The organism is Pseudomonas paraglycinae, from assembly GCF_021601625.1.
GTDB lineage: Bacteria > Pseudomonadota > Gammaproteobacteria > Pseudomonadales > Pseudomonadaceae > Aquipseudomonas > Aquipseudomonas paraglycinae.
In genome coordinates this window covers 40,870-59,235 of record NZ_BQHR01000012.1, presented here as the reverse complement: position 1 = coordinate 59,235, position 18,366 = coordinate 40,870, and the positions used below count along the sequence as shown (strand labels likewise).

Annotated in this window: 21 protein-coding genes and 1 tRNA gene; 17 read left to right on the top strand and 5 right to left on the bottom strand. The window is 58.6% G+C overall.

The features are described from left to right. Window positions 1–41: 41 nt before the first annotated feature. The 6 genes from L6D82_RS18725 to L6D82_RS18700 are packed head-to-tail and all read left to right on the top strand — an operon-like array spanning window position 42 to window position 6,008. On the top strand, window positions 42–1,595 hold the full coding sequence (locus tag L6D82_RS18725; RefSeq protein WP_236190936.1) for a sugar ABC transporter ATP-binding protein: 1,554 nt from the start codon (window positions 42–44) through the stop codon (window positions 1,593–1,595). Further along, entirely contained in the window at window positions 1,592–2,569 is a 978-nt protein-coding gene (locus L6D82_RS18720) for an ABC transporter permease (RefSeq protein ID WP_064594871.1), read from the top strand. The genes L6D82_RS18725 and L6D82_RS18720 overlap by 4 nt, the downstream gene beginning before the upstream one ends. Window positions 2,570–2,572: 3 nt before the next feature. Continuing rightward, window positions 2,573–3,592 (top strand): LacI family DNA-binding transcriptional regulator, encoded by a 1,020-nt coding sequence (locus L6D82_RS18715; protein ID WP_102688390.1) that lies wholly within the window; start codon window positions 2,573–2,575, stop codon window positions 3,590–3,592. Between the two features lie 24 nt (window positions 3,593–3,616). Further along, a complete protein-coding gene (gene rbsK, locus L6D82_RS18710) occupies window positions 3,617–4,534 on the top strand; it encodes a ribokinase (protein ID WP_236190934.1) in 918 nt (305 codons plus the stop codon). Then, complete coding sequence (gene rbsD, locus L6D82_RS18705) at window positions 4,531–4,935, top strand: D-ribose pyranase (RefSeq protein WP_007956017.1); 405 nt, start codon at window positions 4,531–4,533, stop codon at window positions 4,933–4,935. Before rbsK ends, rbsD begins: the two co-directional genes overlap by 4 nt. A 44-nt stretch (window positions 4,936–4,979) precedes the next feature. Next, entirely contained in the window at window positions 4,980–6,008 is a 1,029-nt protein-coding gene (locus L6D82_RS18700; protein WP_102688392.1) for a nucleoside hydrolase, read from the top strand. A 33-nt stretch (window positions 6,009–6,041) separates the two neighbouring features. Here L6D82_RS18700 and L6D82_RS18695 read toward each other — a convergent pair whose 3' ends face one another. Further along, window positions 6,042–6,251, bottom strand: coding sequence for a hypothetical protein (locus L6D82_RS18695; RefSeq protein ID WP_236190932.1), 210 nt, complete (start codon window positions 6,249–6,251; stop codon window positions 6,042–6,044). Window positions 6,252–6,380: 129 nt separating this feature from the next. Here L6D82_RS18695 and L6D82_RS18690 point away from each other — a divergent pair, with 129 nt between their 5' ends. Next, on the top strand, window positions 6,381–6,686 hold the full coding sequence (locus L6D82_RS18690) for a hypothetical protein (RefSeq protein WP_102688394.1): 306 nt from the start codon (window positions 6,381–6,383) through the stop codon (window positions 6,684–6,686). A 167-nt stretch (window positions 6,687–6,853) separates the two neighbouring features. Then, the gene (locus L6D82_RS18685; RefSeq protein ID WP_085747800.1) at window positions 6,854–7,171 is read left to right on the top strand and encodes an I78 family peptidase inhibitor; all 318 of its coding nucleotides are present in this window, start codon (window positions 6,854–6,856) and stop codon (window positions 7,169–7,171) included. 72 nt (window positions 7,172–7,243) lie between these two features. On the opposite strand, the gene L6D82_RS18680 is transcribed toward L6D82_RS18685, so the two are convergent. Both L6D82_RS18680 and L6D82_RS18675 read right to left on the bottom strand, forming a co-directional pair. After that, window positions 7,244–7,456, bottom strand: a complete 213-nt coding sequence (locus L6D82_RS18680; RefSeq protein ID WP_003179963.1) for a cold-shock protein — start codon at window positions 7,454–7,456, stop codon at window positions 7,244–7,246. A 290-nt stretch (window positions 7,457–7,746) separates the two neighbouring features. Beyond that, on the bottom strand, window positions 7,747–8,049 hold the full coding sequence (locus L6D82_RS18675; protein ID WP_085747799.1) for a hypothetical protein: 303 nt from the start codon (window positions 8,047–8,049) through the stop codon (window positions 7,747–7,749). Window positions 8,050–8,420: 371 nt separating this feature from the next. Here L6D82_RS18675 and thrS point away from each other — a divergent pair, with 371 nt between their 5' ends. From thrS to L6D82_RS18630, 9 genes are all read left to right on the top strand, one after another. After that, window positions 8,421–10,343 (top strand): threonine--tRNA ligase, encoded by a 1,923-nt coding sequence (gene thrS / locus L6D82_RS18670; protein ID WP_085747798.1) that lies wholly within the window; start codon window positions 8,421–8,423, stop codon window positions 10,341–10,343. After that, window positions 10,343–10,894, top strand: coding sequence for a translation initiation factor IF-3 (gene infC / locus L6D82_RS18665; RefSeq protein ID WP_169432615.1), 552 nt, complete (start codon window positions 10,343–10,345; stop codon window positions 10,892–10,894). Before thrS ends, infC begins: the two co-directional genes overlap by 1 nt. 60 nt (window positions 10,895–10,954) lie before the next feature. Next, window positions 10,955–11,149, top strand: a complete 195-nt coding sequence (rpmI, locus tag L6D82_RS18660) for a 50S ribosomal protein L35 (protein ID WP_002553160.1) — start codon at window positions 10,955–10,957, stop codon at window positions 11,147–11,149. Window positions 11,150–11,179: 30 nt separating this feature from the next. Beyond that, window positions 11,180–11,536 (top strand): 50S ribosomal protein L20, encoded by a 357-nt coding sequence (rplT, locus tag L6D82_RS18655; RefSeq protein WP_002553161.1) that lies wholly within the window; start codon window positions 11,180–11,182, stop codon window positions 11,534–11,536. Window positions 11,537–11,645: 109 nt separating this feature from the next. Further along, window positions 11,646–12,662 (top strand): phenylalanine--tRNA ligase subunit alpha, encoded by a 1,017-nt coding sequence (gene pheS, locus L6D82_RS18650; RefSeq protein WP_011333387.1) that lies wholly within the window; start codon window positions 11,646–11,648, stop codon window positions 12,660–12,662. A gap of 26 nt (window positions 12,663–12,688) precedes the next feature. Next, a complete protein-coding gene (pheT, locus tag L6D82_RS18645) occupies window positions 12,689–15,067 on the top strand; it encodes a phenylalanine--tRNA ligase subunit beta (protein ID WP_085607825.1) in 2,379 nt (792 codons plus the stop codon). Window positions 15,068–15,070: 3 nt separating this feature from the next. Continuing rightward, complete coding sequence (ihfA, locus tag L6D82_RS18640) at window positions 15,071–15,373, top strand: integration host factor subunit alpha (protein ID WP_002553164.1); 303 nt, start codon at window positions 15,071–15,073, stop codon at window positions 15,371–15,373. Continuing rightward, window positions 15,354–15,710, top strand: coding sequence for a MerR family transcriptional regulator (locus tag L6D82_RS18635; RefSeq protein ID WP_003179985.1), 357 nt, complete (start codon window positions 15,354–15,356; stop codon window positions 15,708–15,710). Before ihfA ends, L6D82_RS18635 begins: the two co-directional genes overlap by 20 nt. Before the next feature lie 89 nt (window positions 15,711–15,799). Beyond that, window positions 15,800–15,876: transfer RNA gene (locus tag L6D82_RS18630), tRNA-Pro, on the top strand. Window positions 15,877–16,018: 142 nt separating this feature from the next. On the opposite strand, the gene L6D82_RS18625 is transcribed toward L6D82_RS18630, so the two are convergent. Together L6D82_RS18625 and L6D82_RS18620 are read right to left on the bottom strand one after the other, a co-directional pair. Then, window positions 16,019–17,140, bottom strand: a complete 1,122-nt coding sequence (locus L6D82_RS18625) for a Gfo/Idh/MocA family protein (RefSeq protein ID WP_236190930.1) — start codon at window positions 17,138–17,140, stop codon at window positions 16,019–16,021. Window positions 17,141–17,260: 120 nt separating this feature from the next. Further along, the gene (locus L6D82_RS18620; protein WP_085747795.1) at window positions 17,261–18,181 is read right to left on the bottom strand and encodes a MurR/RpiR family transcriptional regulator; all 921 of its coding nucleotides are present in this window, start codon (window positions 18,179–18,181) and stop codon (window positions 17,261–17,263) included. Window positions 18,182–18,366: the final 185 nt, after the last annotated feature.

Genomic DNA, 18,366 nt, shown 5'->3' with positions numbered 1-18,366 from the left:
CAACGGCGCTCGTCCGTCCGGGCGAGCGCATGGAGATTTTTATGTCAGTTTCCGCTCCGAACGCTGTCCTCTCGGTCAGCGGTATCGGCAAGACCTATGCGCAACCGGTTCTGACCGGCATCGACCTGACGTTGATGCGCGGTGAAGTGCTGGCGCTGACCGGTGAGAACGGTGCCGGCAAAAGCACCCTGTCGAAGATCATCGGCGGGCTGGTCACACCTACCACCGGCCAGATGCAGTTCCAGGGCAAGGACTATCGCCCCGGCAGTCGCACGCAGGCTGAAGAGCTGGGTGTGCGCATGGTCATGCAAGAGCTCAATCTGCTGCCGACGCTTTCGGTGGCGGAGAACCTGTTCCTCGACAACCTGCCAAGTAACGGTGGCTGGATCAGTCGCAAGCAGCTGCGCAAGGCCGCCATCGAAGCCATGGCTCAAGTCGGCCTCGATGCCATCGACCCGGACACACTGGTCGGCGAGCTGGGCATCGGTCACCAGCAAATGGTCGAGATCGCCCGTAACCTGATCGGCGATTGTCACGTGCTGATCCTCGACGAACCCACCGCGATGCTGACCGCACGCGAAGTCGAGATGCTCTTTGAGCAGATCACTCGGCTGCAGGCGCGCGGCGTCTCGATCATCTACATCTCGCATCGCCTCGAAGAGCTGGCCCGGGTAGCACAGCGCATTGCCGTGTTGCGCGACGGAAACCTGGTCTGTGTCGAGCCGATGGCAAATTACAGCAGCGAGCAACTGGTCACCCTGATGGTCGGTCGCGAGCTGGGCGAGCATATCGATCTGGGGGCTCGCAACATCGGCGCGCCGGCCCTGACGGTCAAAGGTCTGACCCGCTCCGACAAGGTGCGTGACGTGTCCTTTGAGGTTCGCGCCGGTGAGATTTTCGGCATTTCGGGGCTGATCGGAGCAGGGCGCACCGAGCTTTTGCGGCTGATCTTCGGCGCCGATGTCGCGGACAGCGGCACGGTGGCGCTCGGATCTCCGGCCCAGGTGGTGAGCATTCGCTCGCCAGTCGATGCAGTGCGCAACGGCATCGCCTTGATCACCGAGGATCGCAAGGGCGAAGGCCTGCTGCTGAGCCAGTCGATCAGCGCCAACATCGCTTTGGGCAACATGCCGGAGATTTCCAGCGGCGGGTTCGTCAACAACGGCGATGAAACGAAGCTCGCGCAGCGGCAGATCGACGCCATGCGCATCCGCAGTTCCAGCCCGACGCAACTGGTGTCCGAGCTGTCCGGCGGTAATCAGCAAAAGGTGGTGATCGGTCGCTGGCTCGAGCGCGACTGTTCGGTGCTGCTGTTCGACGAGCCGACTCGCGGTATCGATGTCGGCGCCAAGTTCGATATTTATGCCCTGCTCGGCGAACTGACTCGGCAGGGCAAGGCGCTGGTCGTGGTGTCCAGCGATTTGCGCGAGCTGATGCTGATCTGCGACCGCATCGGAGTGCTGTCGGCGGGGCGCCTGATCGACACGTTCGAGCGCGACAGCTGGACCCAGGATGACTTGCTTGCCGCCGCGTTCGCCGGCTACCAGAAACGTGATGCGTTGCTCAACGAAGCAGCGCCTAGGGATCTCCCATGAAAACTGCATCTTCCGCCGGCAAATCCAGTGGCAACTTCTACGGCCTCGGCACTTACCTGGGCCTGGCCGGCGCGTTGCTGGCAATGATTGCGCTGTTCTCGGTCATGAGCAGCCATTTCCTGTCGTACAACACCTTCAGCACCCTGGCCAACCAGATTCCCGACCTGATGGTTCTGGCGGTGGGCATGACGTTCGTCCTGATCATCGGCGGGATCGACCTGTCGGTAGGCTCGGTACTGGCGCTCGCGGCATCTACCGTCAGCGTGGCGATTCTTGGCTGGGGCTGGAGCGTATTGCCGGCTGCCTTGTTGGGGATGGCCGTCGCGGCGTTGGCCGGCACGGTGACCGGCTCGATTACCGTGGCGTGGCGAATTCCGTCATTCATTGTGTCGCTCGGTGTTCTGGAAATGGCCCGTGGCCTGGCTTATCAGATGACCGGTTCGCGCACGGCCTATATCGGTGATTCCTTCGCCTGGCTGTCGAACCCGATCGCCTTCGGCATTTCGCCGTCGTTCATCATCGCCTTGCTGGTCATTTTCGTTGCCCAGGCCGTTCTGACCCGTACCGTGTTCGGCCGCTATCTGATCGGCATTGGCACCAACGAAGAAGCGGTGCGTCTGGCGGGGATCAATCCCAAGCCCTACAAAATTCTGGTGTTCAGCCTGATGGGGCTGCTCGCCGGCATTGCGGCGCTGTTCCAGATTTCCCGGCTGGAAGCGGCCGACCCGAACGCTGGTTCCGGCCTTGAGCTGCAAGTCATCGCTGCCGTGGTGATCGGCGGCACCAGCCTGATGGGCGGACGTGGTTCGGTGATCAGCACCTTTTTCGGTGTGTTGATCATCTCCGTCCTGGCGGCCGGTCTGGCGCAGATTGGCGCGACCGAGCCGACCAAGCGCATCATCACCGGTGCGGTGATCGTGATCGCCGTGGTGCTCGACACCTATCGCAGTCAACGCGCAAGCCGACGGGGCTGATAAATGGCAACGATCAAGGATGTGGCGGCACTTGCAGGAATTTCCTACACGACCGTGTCCCACGTAGTAAACAAGACCCGACCGGTGAGCGAAGAAGTGCGGCTCAAGGTCGAGGCGGCCATCAAGAGTCTCGACTATGTGCCGAGCGCGGTGGCCCGTTCGCTGAAAGCGAAAACCACCGCCACCATTGGTTTGCTGGTGCCCAACAGCCTCAACCCGTACTTCGCCGAACTGGCGCGCGGGATCGAGGATTATTGCGAGCGTAACGGCTACTGCGTGATTCTCTGCAACTCCGACGACAACCCGGACAAGCAGCGCAGCTACCTGCGGGTCCTGTTGGAAAAGCGCATCGACGGCTTGATCGTCGCCTCTGCGGGTGGCGACAGTGGTCTGGCGCAAGGACTGGCGGGCGTAAAGACGCCGATGGTGATCGTCGACCGTGGACTCGAAGGCGTGGACGCCGACCTGGTGCGCATCGATCACGAATATGGCGCGTACCTCGCGACGCGGCATTTGCTTGAGCTCGGTCATCGCGATATCGCCACGATCGGTGGTCCGACGAGTACCAGCGTCGCGCAAATGCGTCAGGCCGGTTTTGCTCGAGCGCTGAAAGAGGCGGGTGTTGAAGTGGCCCCGTCGCGCATGCTGGAAAGCGACTTCACCAGCACCGGCGGTTACAACGCGGCTTCGGTTCTGCTTGAGCACAACCCGCCGAGCGCGATCTTTGCCGGTAACGACATGATCGGCATTGGCGTGTTGCGAGCGGCGGCGGAACGTAACGTGCGCGTGCCCGCCGAGCTGTCGGTGATCGGCTTCGACGATATCCAGATGAGTCGTTACGTGTATCCAGCGCTGACGACCGTGGGCCAGTCGATCCTGCAACTGGGCGAGATGGCCGCGGAAGTGTTGTTGCGAAGAATTGCCACCCCGGATCTGGCGACGGATCAGCGGATCGTGACCCCGAGTATTGTCCTGCGCGAATCGACTGCACCGCTGTCCGGGGTGTTCACCGAATACCGCTGAAACCGAATTGATGAGTAATGATGTATGTCCGCAAATGTAGTGGTAATAGGCAGCCTGAACATGGACCTGGTCACTCGGGCGCCGCGCTTGCCCCGGGGCGGTGAGACGCTGATCGGCCATTCTTTCGCGACTGTGTCCGGCGGCAAGGGCGCCAATCAGGCGGTAGCCGCTGCACGGCTGGGTGCGCAGGTGTCGATGGTCGGCTGTGTCGGCAACGATGACTATGGCGTGCAATTGCGCCACGCGTTGCTGGCCGAGCAGATCGATTGTCAGGCGGTCAGCGTGGTGGAGGATTCCAGTGGCGTGGCGCTGATCGTGGTCGATGACAACAGTCAGAACGCGATTGTCATCGTGGCCGGCGCCAATGGTTCGATGACCCCGGCGGTCATCGACCGGTTCGACGCCGTGCTGCAAGCGGCCGACGTGATCATCTGCCAATTGGAAATCCCCGACGCCACGGTAGGCCATGCGCTGAAACGTGGACGTGAACTGGGCAAGACGGTCATCCTCAACCCTGCGCCGGCCAGTCGCCCGCTGCCGGCAGACTGGTTTGCCGCCATCGATTACCTGATTCCCAACGAGAGCGAGGCCGCCGCCCTCAGCGGTTTGCCGGTGGACTCGCTGGCGACCGCTGAAAAAGCCGCTGCGCACCTGATGTCACTGGGCGCCGGCAAGGTCATCATCACGCTGGGGGCTCAAGGCTCGTTGTTCGCCAACGGCACGGGTTACCAGCATTTTCCTGCACCCAAAGTGAAGGCGGTCGATACCACCGCCGCCGGGGATACGTTTGTCGGCGGATTTTCGGCGGCACTGGCGGCCGGCAGAACCGAGGACGAGGCCATTCGTTTCGGGCAGGTCGCTGCGGCCCTGTCGGTTACCCGGGCAGGTGCCCAGCCGTCCATTCCCACCACCTCCGACGTACAGGCATTCAAACCCGCATGAAAAAGACTCCTTTGCTCAATGTCGCCCTGTCGCGGCTGATTGCTTCCCTCGGCCACGGCGACATGGTCGTGATCGGCGATGCCGGCCTGCCGGTGCCGCCGGGTGTCGAACTGATCGACCTGGCGTTGACGCATGGCGTGCCGGATTTCGTCAGCACCCTGAAAGTCGTGCTCAGCGAGATGCAGGTGGAAAGCCACGCGCTGGCCAAGGAGATTTTCGACAAGCAACCGACTGCGCTGTCCACGCTGGACGAGCTGAATGACGAAGGCTCGCTGGGGCGGCGTGACCTGCTCAGTCACGAGCAATTCAAAGTACTCAGCCGACAGGCACGAGCGATCGTTCGTACGGGCGAATGCCAGCCGTACTGCAACATCGTGCTGGTGTCTGGAGTTACGTTCTAAACAGGGTTCGCCCCTTTTGATTTCATCTGCACAAGGAATGCGCCATGCACCGCTATGCTCAAAAAATGCATCAATTGATTCGGAGTCTGCTGCTTTTGTCCGTGATAACCGCGACCGGCGCCCAAGCGGCGGAAAAGATCGACCTGATCATCGACACCGATCCGGGCGCCGACGACGTGGTCGCCCTGTTGTTAGCCATGGCCTCACCGGAGGAGCTGAACATTCGCGCGTTCACCACCGTGGCCGGCAACGTGCGTCTGGACAAGACTTCGCGCAATGCGCGGTTGGCCCGTGAGTGGGCAGAGCGGGAAGAGATTCCGGTGTACGCCGGCGCGCCAAAACCGTTGATGCGCACGCCGATCTACGCCGAAAACATCCATGGCAAGGAAGGCCTGTCGGGTGTCACCGTGCACGAACCGAAAAAAGGCCTGGCCGAAGGCAATGCGGTCAACTACCTGATCGACACCCTGAAAAAAGCCAAGCCGCACAGCATCACCATCGCGATGCTCGGCCCGCAGACCAACCTGGCCCTGGCGCTGATCCAGGAGCCGGAGATTGTTCAGGGGATCAAGGAAGTGGTGATCATGGGTGGCGCCCACTTCAATGGCGGCAACATCACGCCGGTGGCCGAGTTCAACCTGTACGCCGACCCGCAAGCAGCGGAAGTGGTGCTTAAAAGCGGGGTGAAACTGACTTACCTGCCACTGGATGTGACCCACAAGATCCTGACCAGCGATGCGCGCCTGAAGCAGATCGCGGCGCTGAACAACAATGCGAGCAAGATTGTCGGCGACATCCTCAACGAGTACATCAAAGGCGATATGGAGCACTACGGCATTCCGGGTGGTCCTGTGCATGACGCCACCGTCGTGGCTTATCTGCTCAAGCCTGAGCTGTTCACTGGCCGGTCGGTGAATGTGGTGGTCGACAGCCGTGAAGGCCCGACCTTCGGCCAGACTATTGTCGACTGGTATGACGGCCTCAAGGCGCCGAAGAACGCCTTCTGGGTGGAGAACGGTGACGCCCAAGGCTTTTTCGATCTGCTGACCGAGCGTCTGAAACGTCTGAAGTAAGCGATACGCCCGCAGGTGCCAGCTTGCGGGCTTTTACTCCCTCTCGGTGTCCGATGTGCCTTTGAAGTCATCGGGATACTTTTCGAACAACTGGGCGATGAACGACTGCGCGCCTTGCGTTCCCAGCGCCTTCACCAGCAAGTCAATGCTGATCAATGCCAATTCCTCCGGACTGCCCGGACTGTAAGAGCTGTGCCCTTGCGGCCAGGCGGCCTTGATGTCGGCGGTGCTTACGGTGGTCATGGCAAGGCTCGGTCGCGGGATCGGAGTTTTGAGTTAACCACTTTGCCGAGCGTTTGGCACTGCGACTTAGGCATGAGCGCAGGGCTATGCGACACTTGGTCGTTTCCGCAAAAAAACAAGGATTGCGCTGTGCAGATCGATTTGAATAGCCCCGACGGCCTGACCCTTGATGCTGTCCGCCGGATGCTGGCGTCAGCCAGTGATGACGAACACACTCAACTGCGCGTGACCAAGGGTGGCATTGCCTATATCTCTTCGGGTGTCACTGGCGGCCAGGACATCGATGGCCTGCTGTTTCGTCTGGAGACTTGGGCAAAAGGCTCGGGATACGTGGGAAATGTCGCGGCCAACGACGAAGTCTGGGTCATGCAGATCTTCAACGCGCTCAAGGACAACTGGCCAAATCCTCCCTTCGATTACATAGATGTCTACTGAGCGTCATTAATATTCAGTGACGTTTTACGGGGTGAAGCTTCAGACGTTGCTCAGGCACACTCGGCGTTTTTCCGATCGTGGGGCAGGGTGATAGCACTCACCGTGAAACCAAACGCCGTATTGGCGGTCGCACGATCTCTGCTCAAAATTGAAATAAGGAGGCTTCAATGCCTTGGAAGTTCGCGTCACTGGGTGCACTGATGGCCGTTGCTCTGTTGGCTGGTTGCTCTACGACCTCCAGCGAGTCGCAGAAGGATCCCGTGGCGACTGAGGCCGGACATGGTCGTTGTGAAGCATCGGCTGCGGAGTTCGCTCTCGGCAAGAAAGCTTCGCCGGAACTATTGGAGCAAGCGCGCAAGAAAGCCGGTGCGCAGAACGCCCGATTCCTCAAGCCGAATGACATGATTACTTTGGAGTACCGCTCCGATCGCCTCAACCTGAATACCGATCAGAACCTGGTAGTCACCCGCGTCAACTGCGGCTGAGCCTTTCGGGCGTTTGTTTCACCCATAAAAAACCCCGTCACATGGACGGGGTTTTTTTAGTGCGCCGGGAAATTACTCTGGGCGAACTTGTGCAGCTTGCATACCCTTTTGGCCTTTCTCAGCCACGAAGGAAACGGTCTGGCCTTCTTTCAGGCTTTTGAAACCGTCGGATTCGATAGCTTTGAAGTGTACGAACAGGTCGTCACCGCCACCTTGAGGAGTGATGAAGCCGAAGCCTTTTTCATCGTTGAACCATTTAACGGTGCCGGTTTGGCGATTAGACATGGTGTATCTCCAAGAAACATATATTTTCAGTAGTACTGTGCTGCTCAGGCCAACTGGGCACACTGGGGTATCATAGTCGAAATGTTCGCTTTGGTAGCCCCCCGGACGTGCTGTTTGCCAATCAGTCGTGTTTTCTTTACTGCCTGTTTCGGCTGGAGGCCCCGGTTTAAAAGGCTTCTGGCGAAAAATAAAGACAATAAAAAAACCTGTAAAACCTGCATAAATCGTACGAAAAGGCCTGAATCAGATGCTTTTCAGCGGTGCTGGGGGCAGTGAAAAGGCTTGTTCCATCATTTTTTCGCCGGTGTATTGGCCTTGCATTTGGCAATTTGCCCCAGGGCTTTCTGCTGCAGTTCCTGGCTGGCCTTGTTGTCCATCAGTGCCTGAATGTCGCTGGCCGGGTAGGACTTGATCGCATCGGCACCGCACGCGCAGTGGGACTTTGCGGCAGCGGCACCGATTTGCGGAGTGGCCGCCTGGGTGCACTGAGCCATGTATTTCTCACGCTCGCCCTTCGGCCAGTCGGCGTGGGCGCTCAACGGCAGCAGCAAAACGAGGGGGGCGACTGCAGCAAGCAGGGTGTTAAGACGCATGCGAGGATGCTCCTTGTGGGTCAATGTCTTGTTATCTGAGGGGCCTAAGGCCGATCAAGTTCAGCACTCTGGCATAAAACGGACGATTTGCCTCCCGGTAAAACCAGAGTGCATCGGTGACCGTTCATCTGTGCTAGCATGCCTGGCTCGGGCGTTCGCAAGCTCCGGATGACCTTCAGTCCTGGCAGTGGCAGCGTACGAATTTTCTGATTTGAATCCCAGTCACTCTGGTTCGGTTTTCCGGTTGGCCGCAAGGCTCCTGCCGCTGTAAGGCAGGCGTTCGTCATTGAATGGCCTGGATCGGATCTTGTACTGGCTCATCCCAACCCACGTGACCTTTGGTAGGGGTCACCACTAGGAGAGGAGGCGCCATGCCAACTATTACTCTTCCCGACGGCAGTCAACGTTCATTCGATCACCCGGTTTCCGTAGCCGAGGTCGCCGCATCCATCGGTGCAGGCCTGGCCAAGGCCACCCTGGCCGGCAAGGTGAACGGCAAGCTGGTTGACGCCAGCGACATCATCGACAGCGACGCAACGCTGCAAATCATCACGCCAAAGGATGAAGAGGGGCTGGAGATCATTCGCCACTCTTGCGCCCACCTGGTTGGCCACGCGGTCAAGCAGTTGTACCCGACGGCCAAAATGGTCATCGGTCCGGTCATTGATGAAGGCTTCTATTACGACATCGCCTTCGAGCGTCCTTTTACGCCGGACGACATGGCGGCCATCGAACAGCGCATGCAACAGCTGATCGACACTGAATACGACGTCATCAAGAAAGTCACTCCGCGTGCCGAAGTGATCGAAGTGTTCAAGGCTCGTGGCGAAGATTACAAGCTGCGTCTGGTCGAGGACATGCCGAACGAGCAGGCCATGGGCCTGTACTATCACGAAGAATACGTCGACATGTGCCGCGGTCCGCACGTGCCGAACACTCGCTTCCTGAAATCCTTCAAGCTGACCAAGCTGTCCGGCGCCTACTGGCGCGGTGATGCCAAGAACGAGCAATTGCAGCGCGTTTACGGCACCGCGTGGGCTGACAAGAAGCAACTGGCTGCTTACATCCAGCGTATCGAAGAAGCTGAAAAGCGCGATCACCGCAAGATCGGCAAGCGCCTGGGCCTGTTCCACACCCAGGAAGAAGCGCCGGGCATGGTGTTCTGGCACCCGAATGGCTGGACGCTTTACCAGGTTCTCGAGCAGTACATGCGCAAAGTGCAGCGCGACAACGGCTATCTCGAGATCAAGACGCCGCAAGTCGTTGACCGCAGCCTGTGGGAGAAATCCGGGCACTGGGCCAACTACGCCGACAACATGTTCACCACCGAGTCGGAAAGCCGCGACTACGCCATCAAGCCGATGAACTGCCCTTGCCACGTGCAGGTGTTCAACCAGGGTCTGAAGAGCTACCGCGAGCTGCCGATGCGCTTGGCCGAGTTCGGTGCCTGCCATCGCAACGAGCCGTCGGGTGCGCTGCACGGCATCATGCGTGTGCGTGCGTTCACTCAGGACGACGCCCACATCTTCTGCACCGAAGAACAGATGCAGGCTGAATCCGCAGCGTTCATCAAGCTGACCATGGATGTTTATGCCGACTTCGGCTTTAAAGACATCGAGATGAAGCTGTCCACTCGTCCGGAAAAACGCGTCGGTTCCGACGAGCTGTGGGATCGCGCCGAAGCGGCCCTGGCTGCAGCGCTTGATAGCGCTGGTCTGCCGTACGATCTGCAGCCGGGTGAGGGCGCTTTCTACGGTCCGAAGATTGAATTCTCGCTGAAAGATTGCCTCGGTCGCGTGTGGCAGTGTGGTACCTTGCAGCTCGATTTCAACCTGCCGGTGCGTCTGGGAGCCGAATACGTCTCCGAAGACAACAGCCGCAAGCATCCGGTGATGTTGCACCGTGCGATCCTCGGTTCGTTCGAGCGTTTCGTCGGCATTCTGATCGAGCACTACGAAGGTGCATTCCCTGCGTGGCTGGCGCCAACCCAGGCAGTGATCATGAATATCACTGATAAACAGGCAGATTTCGTCGCTCAGGTCGAAAAAACTCTCAACGAAAGCGGGTTTCGTGCCAAGTCCGACTTGAGAAATGAAAAGATCGGCTTTAAAATCCGCGAGCATACTTTGCTCAAGGTTCCATATCTCTTGGTTATTGGGGATAAGGAAGTCGAGATGCAGACTGTCGCTGTGCGTACTCGTGAAGGTGCTGACCTGGGCTCGATGCCCGTCGCCCAGTTCGCTGAGTTTCTCGCGCAAGCGGTTTCCCGGCGTGGTCGCCCAGATTCGGAGTAATTATTATTAAGCGTGAAATGAGACAAGATAAACGAGCTGCACCGAAAGCCCCGATCAACGAGAATATCTCGGCACGCGAGGTTCGGTTAATTGGCGCTGATGGCGAGCAGATTGGCATCGTCTCGATTGATGAAGCGCTTCGTATTGCTGAAGAAGCAAAGCTTGATCTGGTAGAAATCTCTGCCGACGCAGTCCCGCCGGTTTGCCGGGTGATGGACTACGGCAAATCGATCTTCGAAAAGAAGAAGCAGATTGCTGCGGCGAAGAAGAACCAGAAGCAGATTCAGGTAAAAGAAATCAAGTTTCGTCCAGGGACGGAGGAAGGGGATTACCAGGTAAAACTGCGCAACCTGGTACGTTTCCTGAGTGACGGGGACAGGGCCAAGGTATCCTTGCGATTCCGCGGCCGTGAGATGGCCCACCAGGAGCTGGGGATGGAACTCCTCAAGCGGGTTGAACAAGACCTGCTCGAGTACGGTTCGGTCGAACAGCATCCTAAGATGGAAGGACGCCAGCTGATCATGGTCATCGCCCCGAAAAAGAAGAAGTAATCAACAGGGCACGGCAGGCCTTCTGATTATGTTTATCAACTGAATGCGGAGTATCCGAACATGCCAAAGATGAAAACCAAAAGTGGTGCTGCTAAGCGGTTTCTGAAAACTGCTAACGGTATCAAGCACAAGCACGCTTTCAAGAGCCACATCCTGACCAAAATGTCGACCAAGCGTAAGCGTCAACTGCGCGGTAGCAGCTTGCTGCATCCGTCTGACGTGGCAAAAGTCGAGCGCATGCTGCGCCTTCGTTAATTTTTGGATCAAGAATAGAGGAAGTAACTCATGGCTCGTGTAAAGCGTGGCGTCATTGCCCGTAAACGTCACAAAAAAATTCTGAAACTTGCTAAAGGCTACTACGGCGCACGCTCCCGCGTATTCCGTGTTGCCAAGCAAGCGGTAATCAAGGCAGGCCAATACGCCTACCGTGACCGTCGTCAGAAAAAACGTCAGTTCCGCGCTCTGTGGATCGCTCGTATCAACGCTGGTGCTCGTGTTAACGGTCTGTCCTACAGCCGTTTCATCGCTGGCCTGAAAAAAGCGTCCATCGAGATCGACCGTAAGGTTCTGGCTGATCTGGCAGTGAACGAAAAAGCGGCGTTTGCTGCGATTGTCGAGAAAGCTAAAGCCACCTTGGCTTAAGTACCCCCGACAGTCACTTGGCCACACCTCTGTGGGGCCAGGTGTTAAACGTCATAAATAGGGGAAGAGCCTTCAAGCTCTTCCCCTATTTTGTATCTGGAGTCTGTACATGGAAAACCTGGATGCGCTGGTCTCTCAAGCACTAGAGGCTGTGCAAAGCGCTGAAGATATCAATGCCCTGGAGCAAATCCGGGTTCAATACCTTGGCAAAAAGGGTGAATTGACTCAGGTGATGAAGACCCTGGGGAATTTGCCGGCAGAAGAGCGTCCGCAGGTCGGCGCCCTGATCAACGTTGCCAAGGAACGTGTTACAGGCGTTCTCAATGCGCGCATGGCTCTGTTTGAAGAAGCCGAACTGGCTGCCAAACTGTCTGCCGAATCGATTGACGTGACCCTGCCGGGCCGCGGTCAGACCTCCGGTGGTCTGCATCCGGTAACCCGGACTCTGGAACGTATCGAACAGTTCTTCACCCATATCGGCTACGGCATTGCCGAAGGCCCTGAGGTTGAAGACGACTATCACAACTTCGAGGCGCTCAACATCCCAGGCCACCACCCGGCCCGGTCGATGCATGACACCTTCTATTTCAACGCCAACATGTTGCTGCGCACCCATACCTCGCCGGTACAGGTCCGCACCATGGAATCGAAAAAGCCGCCGATCCGCATTGTCTGCCCAGGCCGTGTGTACCGCAGCGACTCCGATATCACCCATTCGCCGATGTTCCACCAGGTCGAAGGCCTGCTGGTCGATCGCGATATCAACTTCGCCGACCTCAAAGGCACGATCGAAGAGTTCTTGCGGGTGTTCTTCGAGAAAGAGCTGGCGGTGCGTTTCCGTCCTTCGTACTTCCCGTTCACCGAGCCTTCCGCCGAAGTCGACATGGAATGCGTGATGTGCAGTGGTAAAGGCTGCCGCGTCTGCAAACAGACCGGCTGGCTGGAAGTGATGGGCTGCGGCATGGTTCACCCGAACGTGTTGCGCATGTCCGGGATCGATCCGGAAGAGTTCTCGGGCTTCGCCTTCGGCATGGGCGTTGAGCGTCTGGCCATGCTGCGTTACGGCGTGAACGACTTGCGTCTGTTCTTCGACAACGACTTGCGGTTCCTCGCGCAATTTCGCTAGTCGTAACGAATTCTTAGGAGAGCAGGATGAAATTCAGTGAACAATGGCTGCGTGGCTGGGTCAGCCCGCAGGTAGATCGCGACGCGCTGGTTGCCCGTCTGTCGATGGCCGGTCTTGAGGTCGATAGCGTTACGCCGGCCGCCGGTGTTTTCAGTGGCGTGGTGGTGGGTGAGGTGCTGAGCACCGAGCAGCACCCCGATGCCGACAAATTGCGCGTGTGCCAGGTCAGCAATGGCGCGGAAACTTTCCAGGTCGTGTGCGGTGCGCCAAACGTGCGTCCAGGCCTGAAGATTCCGTTCGCGATGATCGGTGCCGAGCTGCCGGGCGACTTCAAGATCAAGAAGGCCAAGCTGCGCGGTGTCGAGTCCAACGGCATGCTGTGCTCGCAATCCGAGCTGCAGGTCGGTGAAGGCAATGACGGTCTGATGGAGCTGCCAGCCGATGCGCCGGTGGGCGAAGATTTCCGTGTTTATCTGGACCTGGAAGACGCCAGCATCGAAGTCGATCTGACTCCGAACCGTGGCGACTGCCTGTCCCTGGCCGGTCTGGCCCGTGAAGTCGGCGCGCTGTACGACGCTCCGGTCACTCGCCCGGTGGTGATGACCGTTCCGGCGGTGCACGACGAAGTGCGCTCGGTAGAAGTTTTGGCACCTGCGGCCTGCCCGCGTTACCTGGGCCGTGTCATCCGTAACGTTGACCTGTCCAGGCCGACGCCGCTGTGGATGGTTGAGCGTCTGCGTCGCGCCGAAGTCCGCAGCATCGACGCCGCCGTCGACATCACTAACTACGTGATGCTCGAGCTGGGCCAGCCTCTGCACGCCTTCGATCTCGCCGAAATCAATGGCGGCATCCGTGTGCGCATGGCGGAAGAGGGCGAGAAGCTCGTTCTGCTCGACGGTCAGGAAGTCAGCCTGCGCAGCGATACGCTGGTGATCGCCGACCACACTCGCGCTCTGGCGATTGCCGGCGTGATGGGTGGCGAGCACAGTGGCGTTTCCGCGACCACTCGCGACGTGTTCCTTGAAAGTGCGTTCTTCGACCAGATCGCTGTCGCGGGCAAGGCTCGTTCGTATGGTCTGCACACTGACGCTTCGCACCGCTATGAGCGCGGTGTGGACTGGCAACTGGCCCGTGAAGCCATGGAGCGCGCCACCGGCCTGCTGCTGGAAATCACCGGTGGTGAAGCCGGCCCGATCATCGAGACCGTCAGCGAGCAGCACTTGCCGTCGATCGCGCCGATCACCCTGCGCGCTCAGCGCATCACCCAGATGCTGGGCATGGAAATGGATTCGGCCGAAGTCGAGCGTCTGCTCAATGCTTTGGGTCTGAAGGTTTCCGCCGACGGAGCAGGGCAGTGGCGCGTAGAAGTGCCAAGCCATCGCTTCGACATCAGCCTGGAAGTCGATCTGATCGAAGAGCTGGCTCGTCTGTACGGTTACAACCGCCTGCCGGTTCGTTACCCGCAAGCTCGCCTGGCGCCGCAAGCCAAGGCCGAAGCGCGCAGCGATCTGCCGGAGCTGCGTCGTCTGCTGGTTGCCCGTGGCTACCAGGAAGCGATCACCTACAGCTTCATCGATCCGAAGCAGTTCGAGCTGTTCAACCCGGGCGTGGAGCCGCTGCTGTTGGCGAACCCGATCTCCAATGACATGGCCGCCATGCGTTCGTCGCTGTGGCCGGGTCTGGTCAAGGCGTTGCAGCACAACCTCAACCGTCAGCAGGATCGTGTTCGTCTGTTCGAGAGCGGTCTGCGCTTTGTCGGTCAGCTGGAAGGTCTGAAGCAAGAGCCGATGATCGCCGGTGTGGTATGCGGCAGCCGTCTGCCGGAAGGCTGGGCGCAAGGTCGCGATACCGTGGACTTCTTCGACGTCAAGGCTGACGTAGAAGCAGTGCTGGGCTTTGCCGGTGCGCTGGATCAGTTCACTTTTGCACCGGGCAAACACCCTGCGCTGCATCCGGGCCAGACCGCACGCATCGAGCGGGAAGGGCGTGAAGTCGGCTTTATCGGCGCGATTCACCCTGAACTGTCGAAGTCCCTGGGTCTCGACCGTCCGGTCTTCGTCTTCGAGCTGGTTCTGGCTGAAGTCGCTCTGGGTAAAATGCCGAAATTCCACGAGTTGTCGCGCTTTCCTGAAGTGCGTCGTGACCTGGCACTGATTGCGCACAAAGACGTTGCAGCCTCGGCTGTACTGGACGTAATCCGTGAAAATGCAGGCGAATGGCTGACAGACCTCAGGCTATTTGACGTGTATCAGGGTAAAGGCATTGATCCTGATAGAAAAAGCCTCGCAGTCGGCTTGACCTGGCAGCATCCATCGCGCACTCTTAATGACGATGAGGTGAATTCGACGACGCAAAATATCCTCACCTCGCTCGAACAAAGGTTGAACGCCACGTTAAGGAAGTGACGTATGGGGGCTTTGACGAAAGCTGAGATGGCGGAACGTCTGTATGAAGAGCTGGGCCTGAACAAGCGGGAAGCCAAGGAATTGGTTGAACTGTTTTTCGAGGAAATCAGGCACGCTCTTGAAGACAACGAGCAGGTCAAATTGTCGGGTTTCGGCAATTTCGACCTTCGGGACAAACGCCAGCGGCCTGGCCGCAACCCGAAAACGGGGGAAGAAATCCCGATCACGGCTCGCCGTGTGGTCACCTTTCGTCCAGGGCAGAAGTTGAAGGCCCGAGTTGAGGCTTATGCTGGAACCAAGTCATAACGACGAACTCCCCGTCATCCCGGGCAAACGCTACTTCACCATCGGTGAAGTCAGCGAGCTGTGTGCGGTAAAACCGCACGTGCTGCGCTACTGGGAGCAGGAGTTTCCTCAGCTCAACCCCGTCAAACGCCGCGGAAACCGCCGGTATTATCAGCGCCAGGACGTGCTGATGATCCGGCAGATCCGCGCGCTCCTTTACGATCAGGGGTTTACCATCGGCGGCGCGCGACTGCGTCTGTCCGGCGATGAAGCCAAAGACGACACCACCCAATACAAGCAAATGATCCGCCAGATGATCGCCGAGCTCGAAGATGTTCTGGTGGTTCTCAAGAAATAATTTCGTGCTTTTAAATACTTCCAGTTTTCAAAAGCTTGCGATATATTCTTGAGCGTTCTTCGAGATGGAGAACGAGTTTCAAACCTAGTCGGGGCGTAGCGCAGTCCGGTAGCGCACTAGCATGGGGTGCTAGGGGTCGAGTGTTCGAATCACTCCGTCCCGACCATATAATTCAATGACTTAGCCCAACTTTAGCGAGTTGGGCTTTTTCATGCGCAGTGACTTTTGCAGGGGATTCAGTTTCCTCTTCAGTAAATTCAGACACACAAGCCGATCATCCCGATCGGCTTTTTTGTGCCCGCACAAAACTACCCAGTGATTTCACTGACAGACACCCAGCGTCGTTCCTCAGCCGCGACCCGAATCGCCGTCGCCAGCCTCTCAACTTCAAATGCCTCTTCAAAATCAGTCCCGGTCTGCCCGCTCCCGGCCAACGCCATTATCAGCTCATGCACTTCCAGTGTCTTCAGCTCGTTGTAGCCCAGCTGATGCCCCGGCGCCGGGCTGAACGCGGCGTAGCCGGGCAAGTCCGGTCCGGCGAGTAAACGCTGGAAGCCACCTTCGCCGGCGCGACACAGGCGTAGCTCGTTCAAGCGCTCCTGATCAAACGCCAGGGTGCCTCGGGTGCCGCTGATCTCGAAGCTCAGATGATTCTTGTAGCCATGCTTGAGCCAGCTGCTGCTGAAGGTACCCCGCGCGCCACTGGCGAAACGCAGCAAGGCATGGGCTTGATCGTCGACCGCAATGCGACGTCGTTCCTGGCTGCCGGTTGTGGTCGGGCGTTGGTCATGGACTGTCTGGGAGTCGGCGCACACCGCTTCGACATCGCCCAGCAGGTAGCGCGCCATGGCGAGCAGGTGGCTGCCCAGATCCGCCAATGCTCCACCGGCATGTTCCGGTTCGCAGCGCCACGACCAGGGGGAGGCCGGATCGGCCATGAAATCTTCGCTGAACTCACCTTGAAAGCTGATGATCTTGCCGAGTTCGCCACTCAGGATCAGCTCGCGTGCCAGGCCGATGATCGGGTTGTGCTGATAGTTGTAGCCGACCCGGGCGACGACGCCGGCATGCTTCGCCGCCACGTGCATGGCATGAGCTTGCTCAAGATTCACCGCCAGCGGCTTTTCGCAGTAAACCGGCTTACCGGCGGCGAGGGCGGCCATGGCCATCGGGTAGTGCAGGTGATTGGGAGTGGTGATGGCGATCAGGTTGACCTTGGGGTCGTCGATCAATCGCTGCCAGTCGCCATGGGCCTGATCGAAGCCCCAGGCGGTGGCGCAGGCTTGTGCGCGTGCGGGATCGGCGTCAGCCAGGCCGGCCAGGCGAAGGGTGAAGGGCAGTTCGAATGCCCCGCTGACGTTGCGAAAGGCCAGGGCGTGGGCGCGCCCCATGAAGCCCGTGCCGATCAGGCCGATTCCGAGTTCACGCATGACAGGATCCTTTGAGTTTTTGTTTTCAGAGATCCTGTTTATAGAATAAATATTCACTGTATTCAAATAATGGAATAAATATTTTGATTTGCCGCATTCGTTGAGATTACGGTGCTCCGATCAGTCCTCGAACCCGACCTGCTCGTGAATCTCGTCCACCTTCAACTCCAGTCGATAGGCCACGGCGATAAACAGCGCTTGGCAAAGGCACAAAGTCGCACTCAAGGATCGGAACGCAAACGAGCTACCTTCATTGACCAGCAGCAGGGTATTGGCGCGCTTGGCCAGGGGCGAGAGATTGCTGTCAGTGATGATCAGGGTTTTCGCCTGATGGTGCTGGGCGATGCGCAGGCAGTGCTGGGTTTCCTTACCATACGGCGTAAAGCTGATGGCGATCACCAGGTCATTGGCGCGCACGCTGCGCATCTGCTCGCGATAGCTGCCGCCGAGGCCCGAGACCAGGTGAATGCGCTTGTTGGTGTGTTGCAGGTTGTAGACCAGATAGTCGGCCACGGCGAACGAGCGGCGCACCCCGACCACGTAGATATTGTCGGCATTGACCACAAGATCCACGGCCTTTTCAAAGGCCTGGTCATCCAGTTCCTGGCCCAGGCGTTCGATGCCCGAAAGGGTGGCGTCGATGCACTCGCGGGCCAGGTCGCCGCCGCTGGCTTTCTGCGACTTGTTGGCGATCATGCTGCGAATGCGCTGCTGGTAGTTCTGTACCGGCGTGGCTTTGTGGGTATACGCCTCGCGGAACAGCGCCTGCATTTCACTGAATCCGCTGAAACCGAAACGCTGGGAAAACCGCACGATGGCCGACGGGTGCACTTCGCACTCGCGGGCGATGTCGCTGATACGGTCGACCATGATCCGGTCGCTTTGCTGGCTCATGTAACTGGCGATGCGTTTGAGCTGGCGCGGAAGGCTTTCGTATTCAGTGGTGATGAGCTGCAGCAGACGCTCGGCATTGATCGGGGGGCTGGCAAGATCGCTCTCGGGCGTGCTCTCGGCGGTAGCCGGCTGATCGGTGCTGGACATAAATAATCCTTTTGGCTTGTTCTTATAGGGACGGTTACGTCTCGTCCCCTGACAATAGTTTGGCTGTGCGCAGTCTACAGGCTCGGCCCGGACAAAATCTTGGGCTTGCGCCAGCGGGATGCCTGCTGAAACGATGCACTGCGTCTGGAGCGCCCGCACTGAAGCTTATTGGAAAAAATATTCCA

Excerpts from the sequence above, each read along its gene's own strand:
- L6D82_RS18700 (WP_102688392.1), top strand. The coding sequence starts at position 4,980 with ATGCACCGCTATGCTCAAAAAATGCATCAATTGATTCGGAGTCTGCTG.
- L6D82_RS18725 (WP_236190936.1), top strand. The coding sequence starts at position 42 with ATGTCAGTTTCCGCTCCGAACGCTGTCCTCTCGGTCAGCGGTATCGGC.
- L6D82_RS18695 (WP_236190932.1), bottom strand. The coding sequence starts at position 6,251 with ATGACCACCGTAAGCACCGCCGACATCAAGGCCGCCTGGCCGCAAGGG.
- rbsK (WP_236190934.1), top strand. The coding sequence starts at position 3,617 with ATGTCCGCAAATGTAGTGGTAATAGGCAGCCTGAACATGGACCTGGTC.
- pheS (WP_011333387.1), top strand. The coding sequence starts at position 11,646 with ATGGAAAACCTGGATGCGCTGGTCTCTCAAGCACTAGAGGCTGTGCAA.
- L6D82_RS18625 (WP_236190930.1), bottom strand. The coding sequence starts at position 17,140 with ATGCGTGAACTCGGAATCGGCCTGATCGGCACGGGCTTCATGGGGCGC.
- L6D82_RS18675 (WP_085747799.1), bottom strand. The coding sequence starts at position 8,049 with ATGCGTCTTAACACCCTGCTTGCTGCAGTCGCCCCCCTCGTTTTGCTG.
- L6D82_RS18720 (WP_064594871.1), top strand. The coding sequence starts at position 1,592 with ATGAAAACTGCATCTTCCGCCGGCAAATCCAGTGGCAACTTCTACGGC.
- thrS (WP_085747798.1), top strand. The coding sequence starts at position 8,421 with ATGCCAACTATTACTCTTCCCGACGGCAGTCAACGTTCATTCGATCAC.
- pheT (WP_085607825.1), top strand. The coding sequence starts at position 12,689 with ATGAAATTCAGTGAACAATGGCTGCGTGGCTGGGTCAGCCCGCAGGTA.
- rpmI (WP_002553160.1), top strand. The coding sequence starts at position 10,955 with ATGCCAAAGATGAAAACCAAAAGTGGTGCTGCTAAGCGGTTTCTGAAA.
- L6D82_RS18635 (WP_003179985.1), top strand. The coding sequence starts at position 15,354 with ATGCTGGAACCAAGTCATAACGACGAACTCCCCGTCATCCCGGGCAAA.
- L6D82_RS18715 (WP_102688390.1), top strand. The coding sequence starts at position 2,573 with ATGGCAACGATCAAGGATGTGGCGGCACTTGCAGGAATTTCCTACACG.
- L6D82_RS18620 (WP_085747795.1), bottom strand. The coding sequence starts at position 18,181 with ATGTCCAGCACCGATCAGCCGGCTACCGCCGAGAGCACGCCCGAGAGC.
- ihfA (WP_002553164.1), top strand. The coding sequence starts at position 15,071 with ATGGGGGCTTTGACGAAAGCTGAGATGGCGGAACGTCTGTATGAAGAG.
- rplT (WP_002553161.1), top strand. The coding sequence starts at position 11,180 with ATGGCTCGTGTAAAGCGTGGCGTCATTGCCCGTAAACGTCACAAAAAA.
- L6D82_RS18680 (WP_003179963.1), bottom strand. The coding sequence starts at position 7,456 with ATGTCTAATCGCCAAACCGGCACCGTTAAATGGTTCAACGATGAAAAA.
- L6D82_RS18685 (WP_085747800.1), top strand. The coding sequence starts at position 6,854 with ATGCCTTGGAAGTTCGCGTCACTGGGTGCACTGATGGCCGTTGCTCTG.
- rbsD (WP_007956017.1), top strand. The coding sequence starts at position 4,531 with ATGAAAAAGACTCCTTTGCTCAATGTCGCCCTGTCGCGGCTGATTGCT.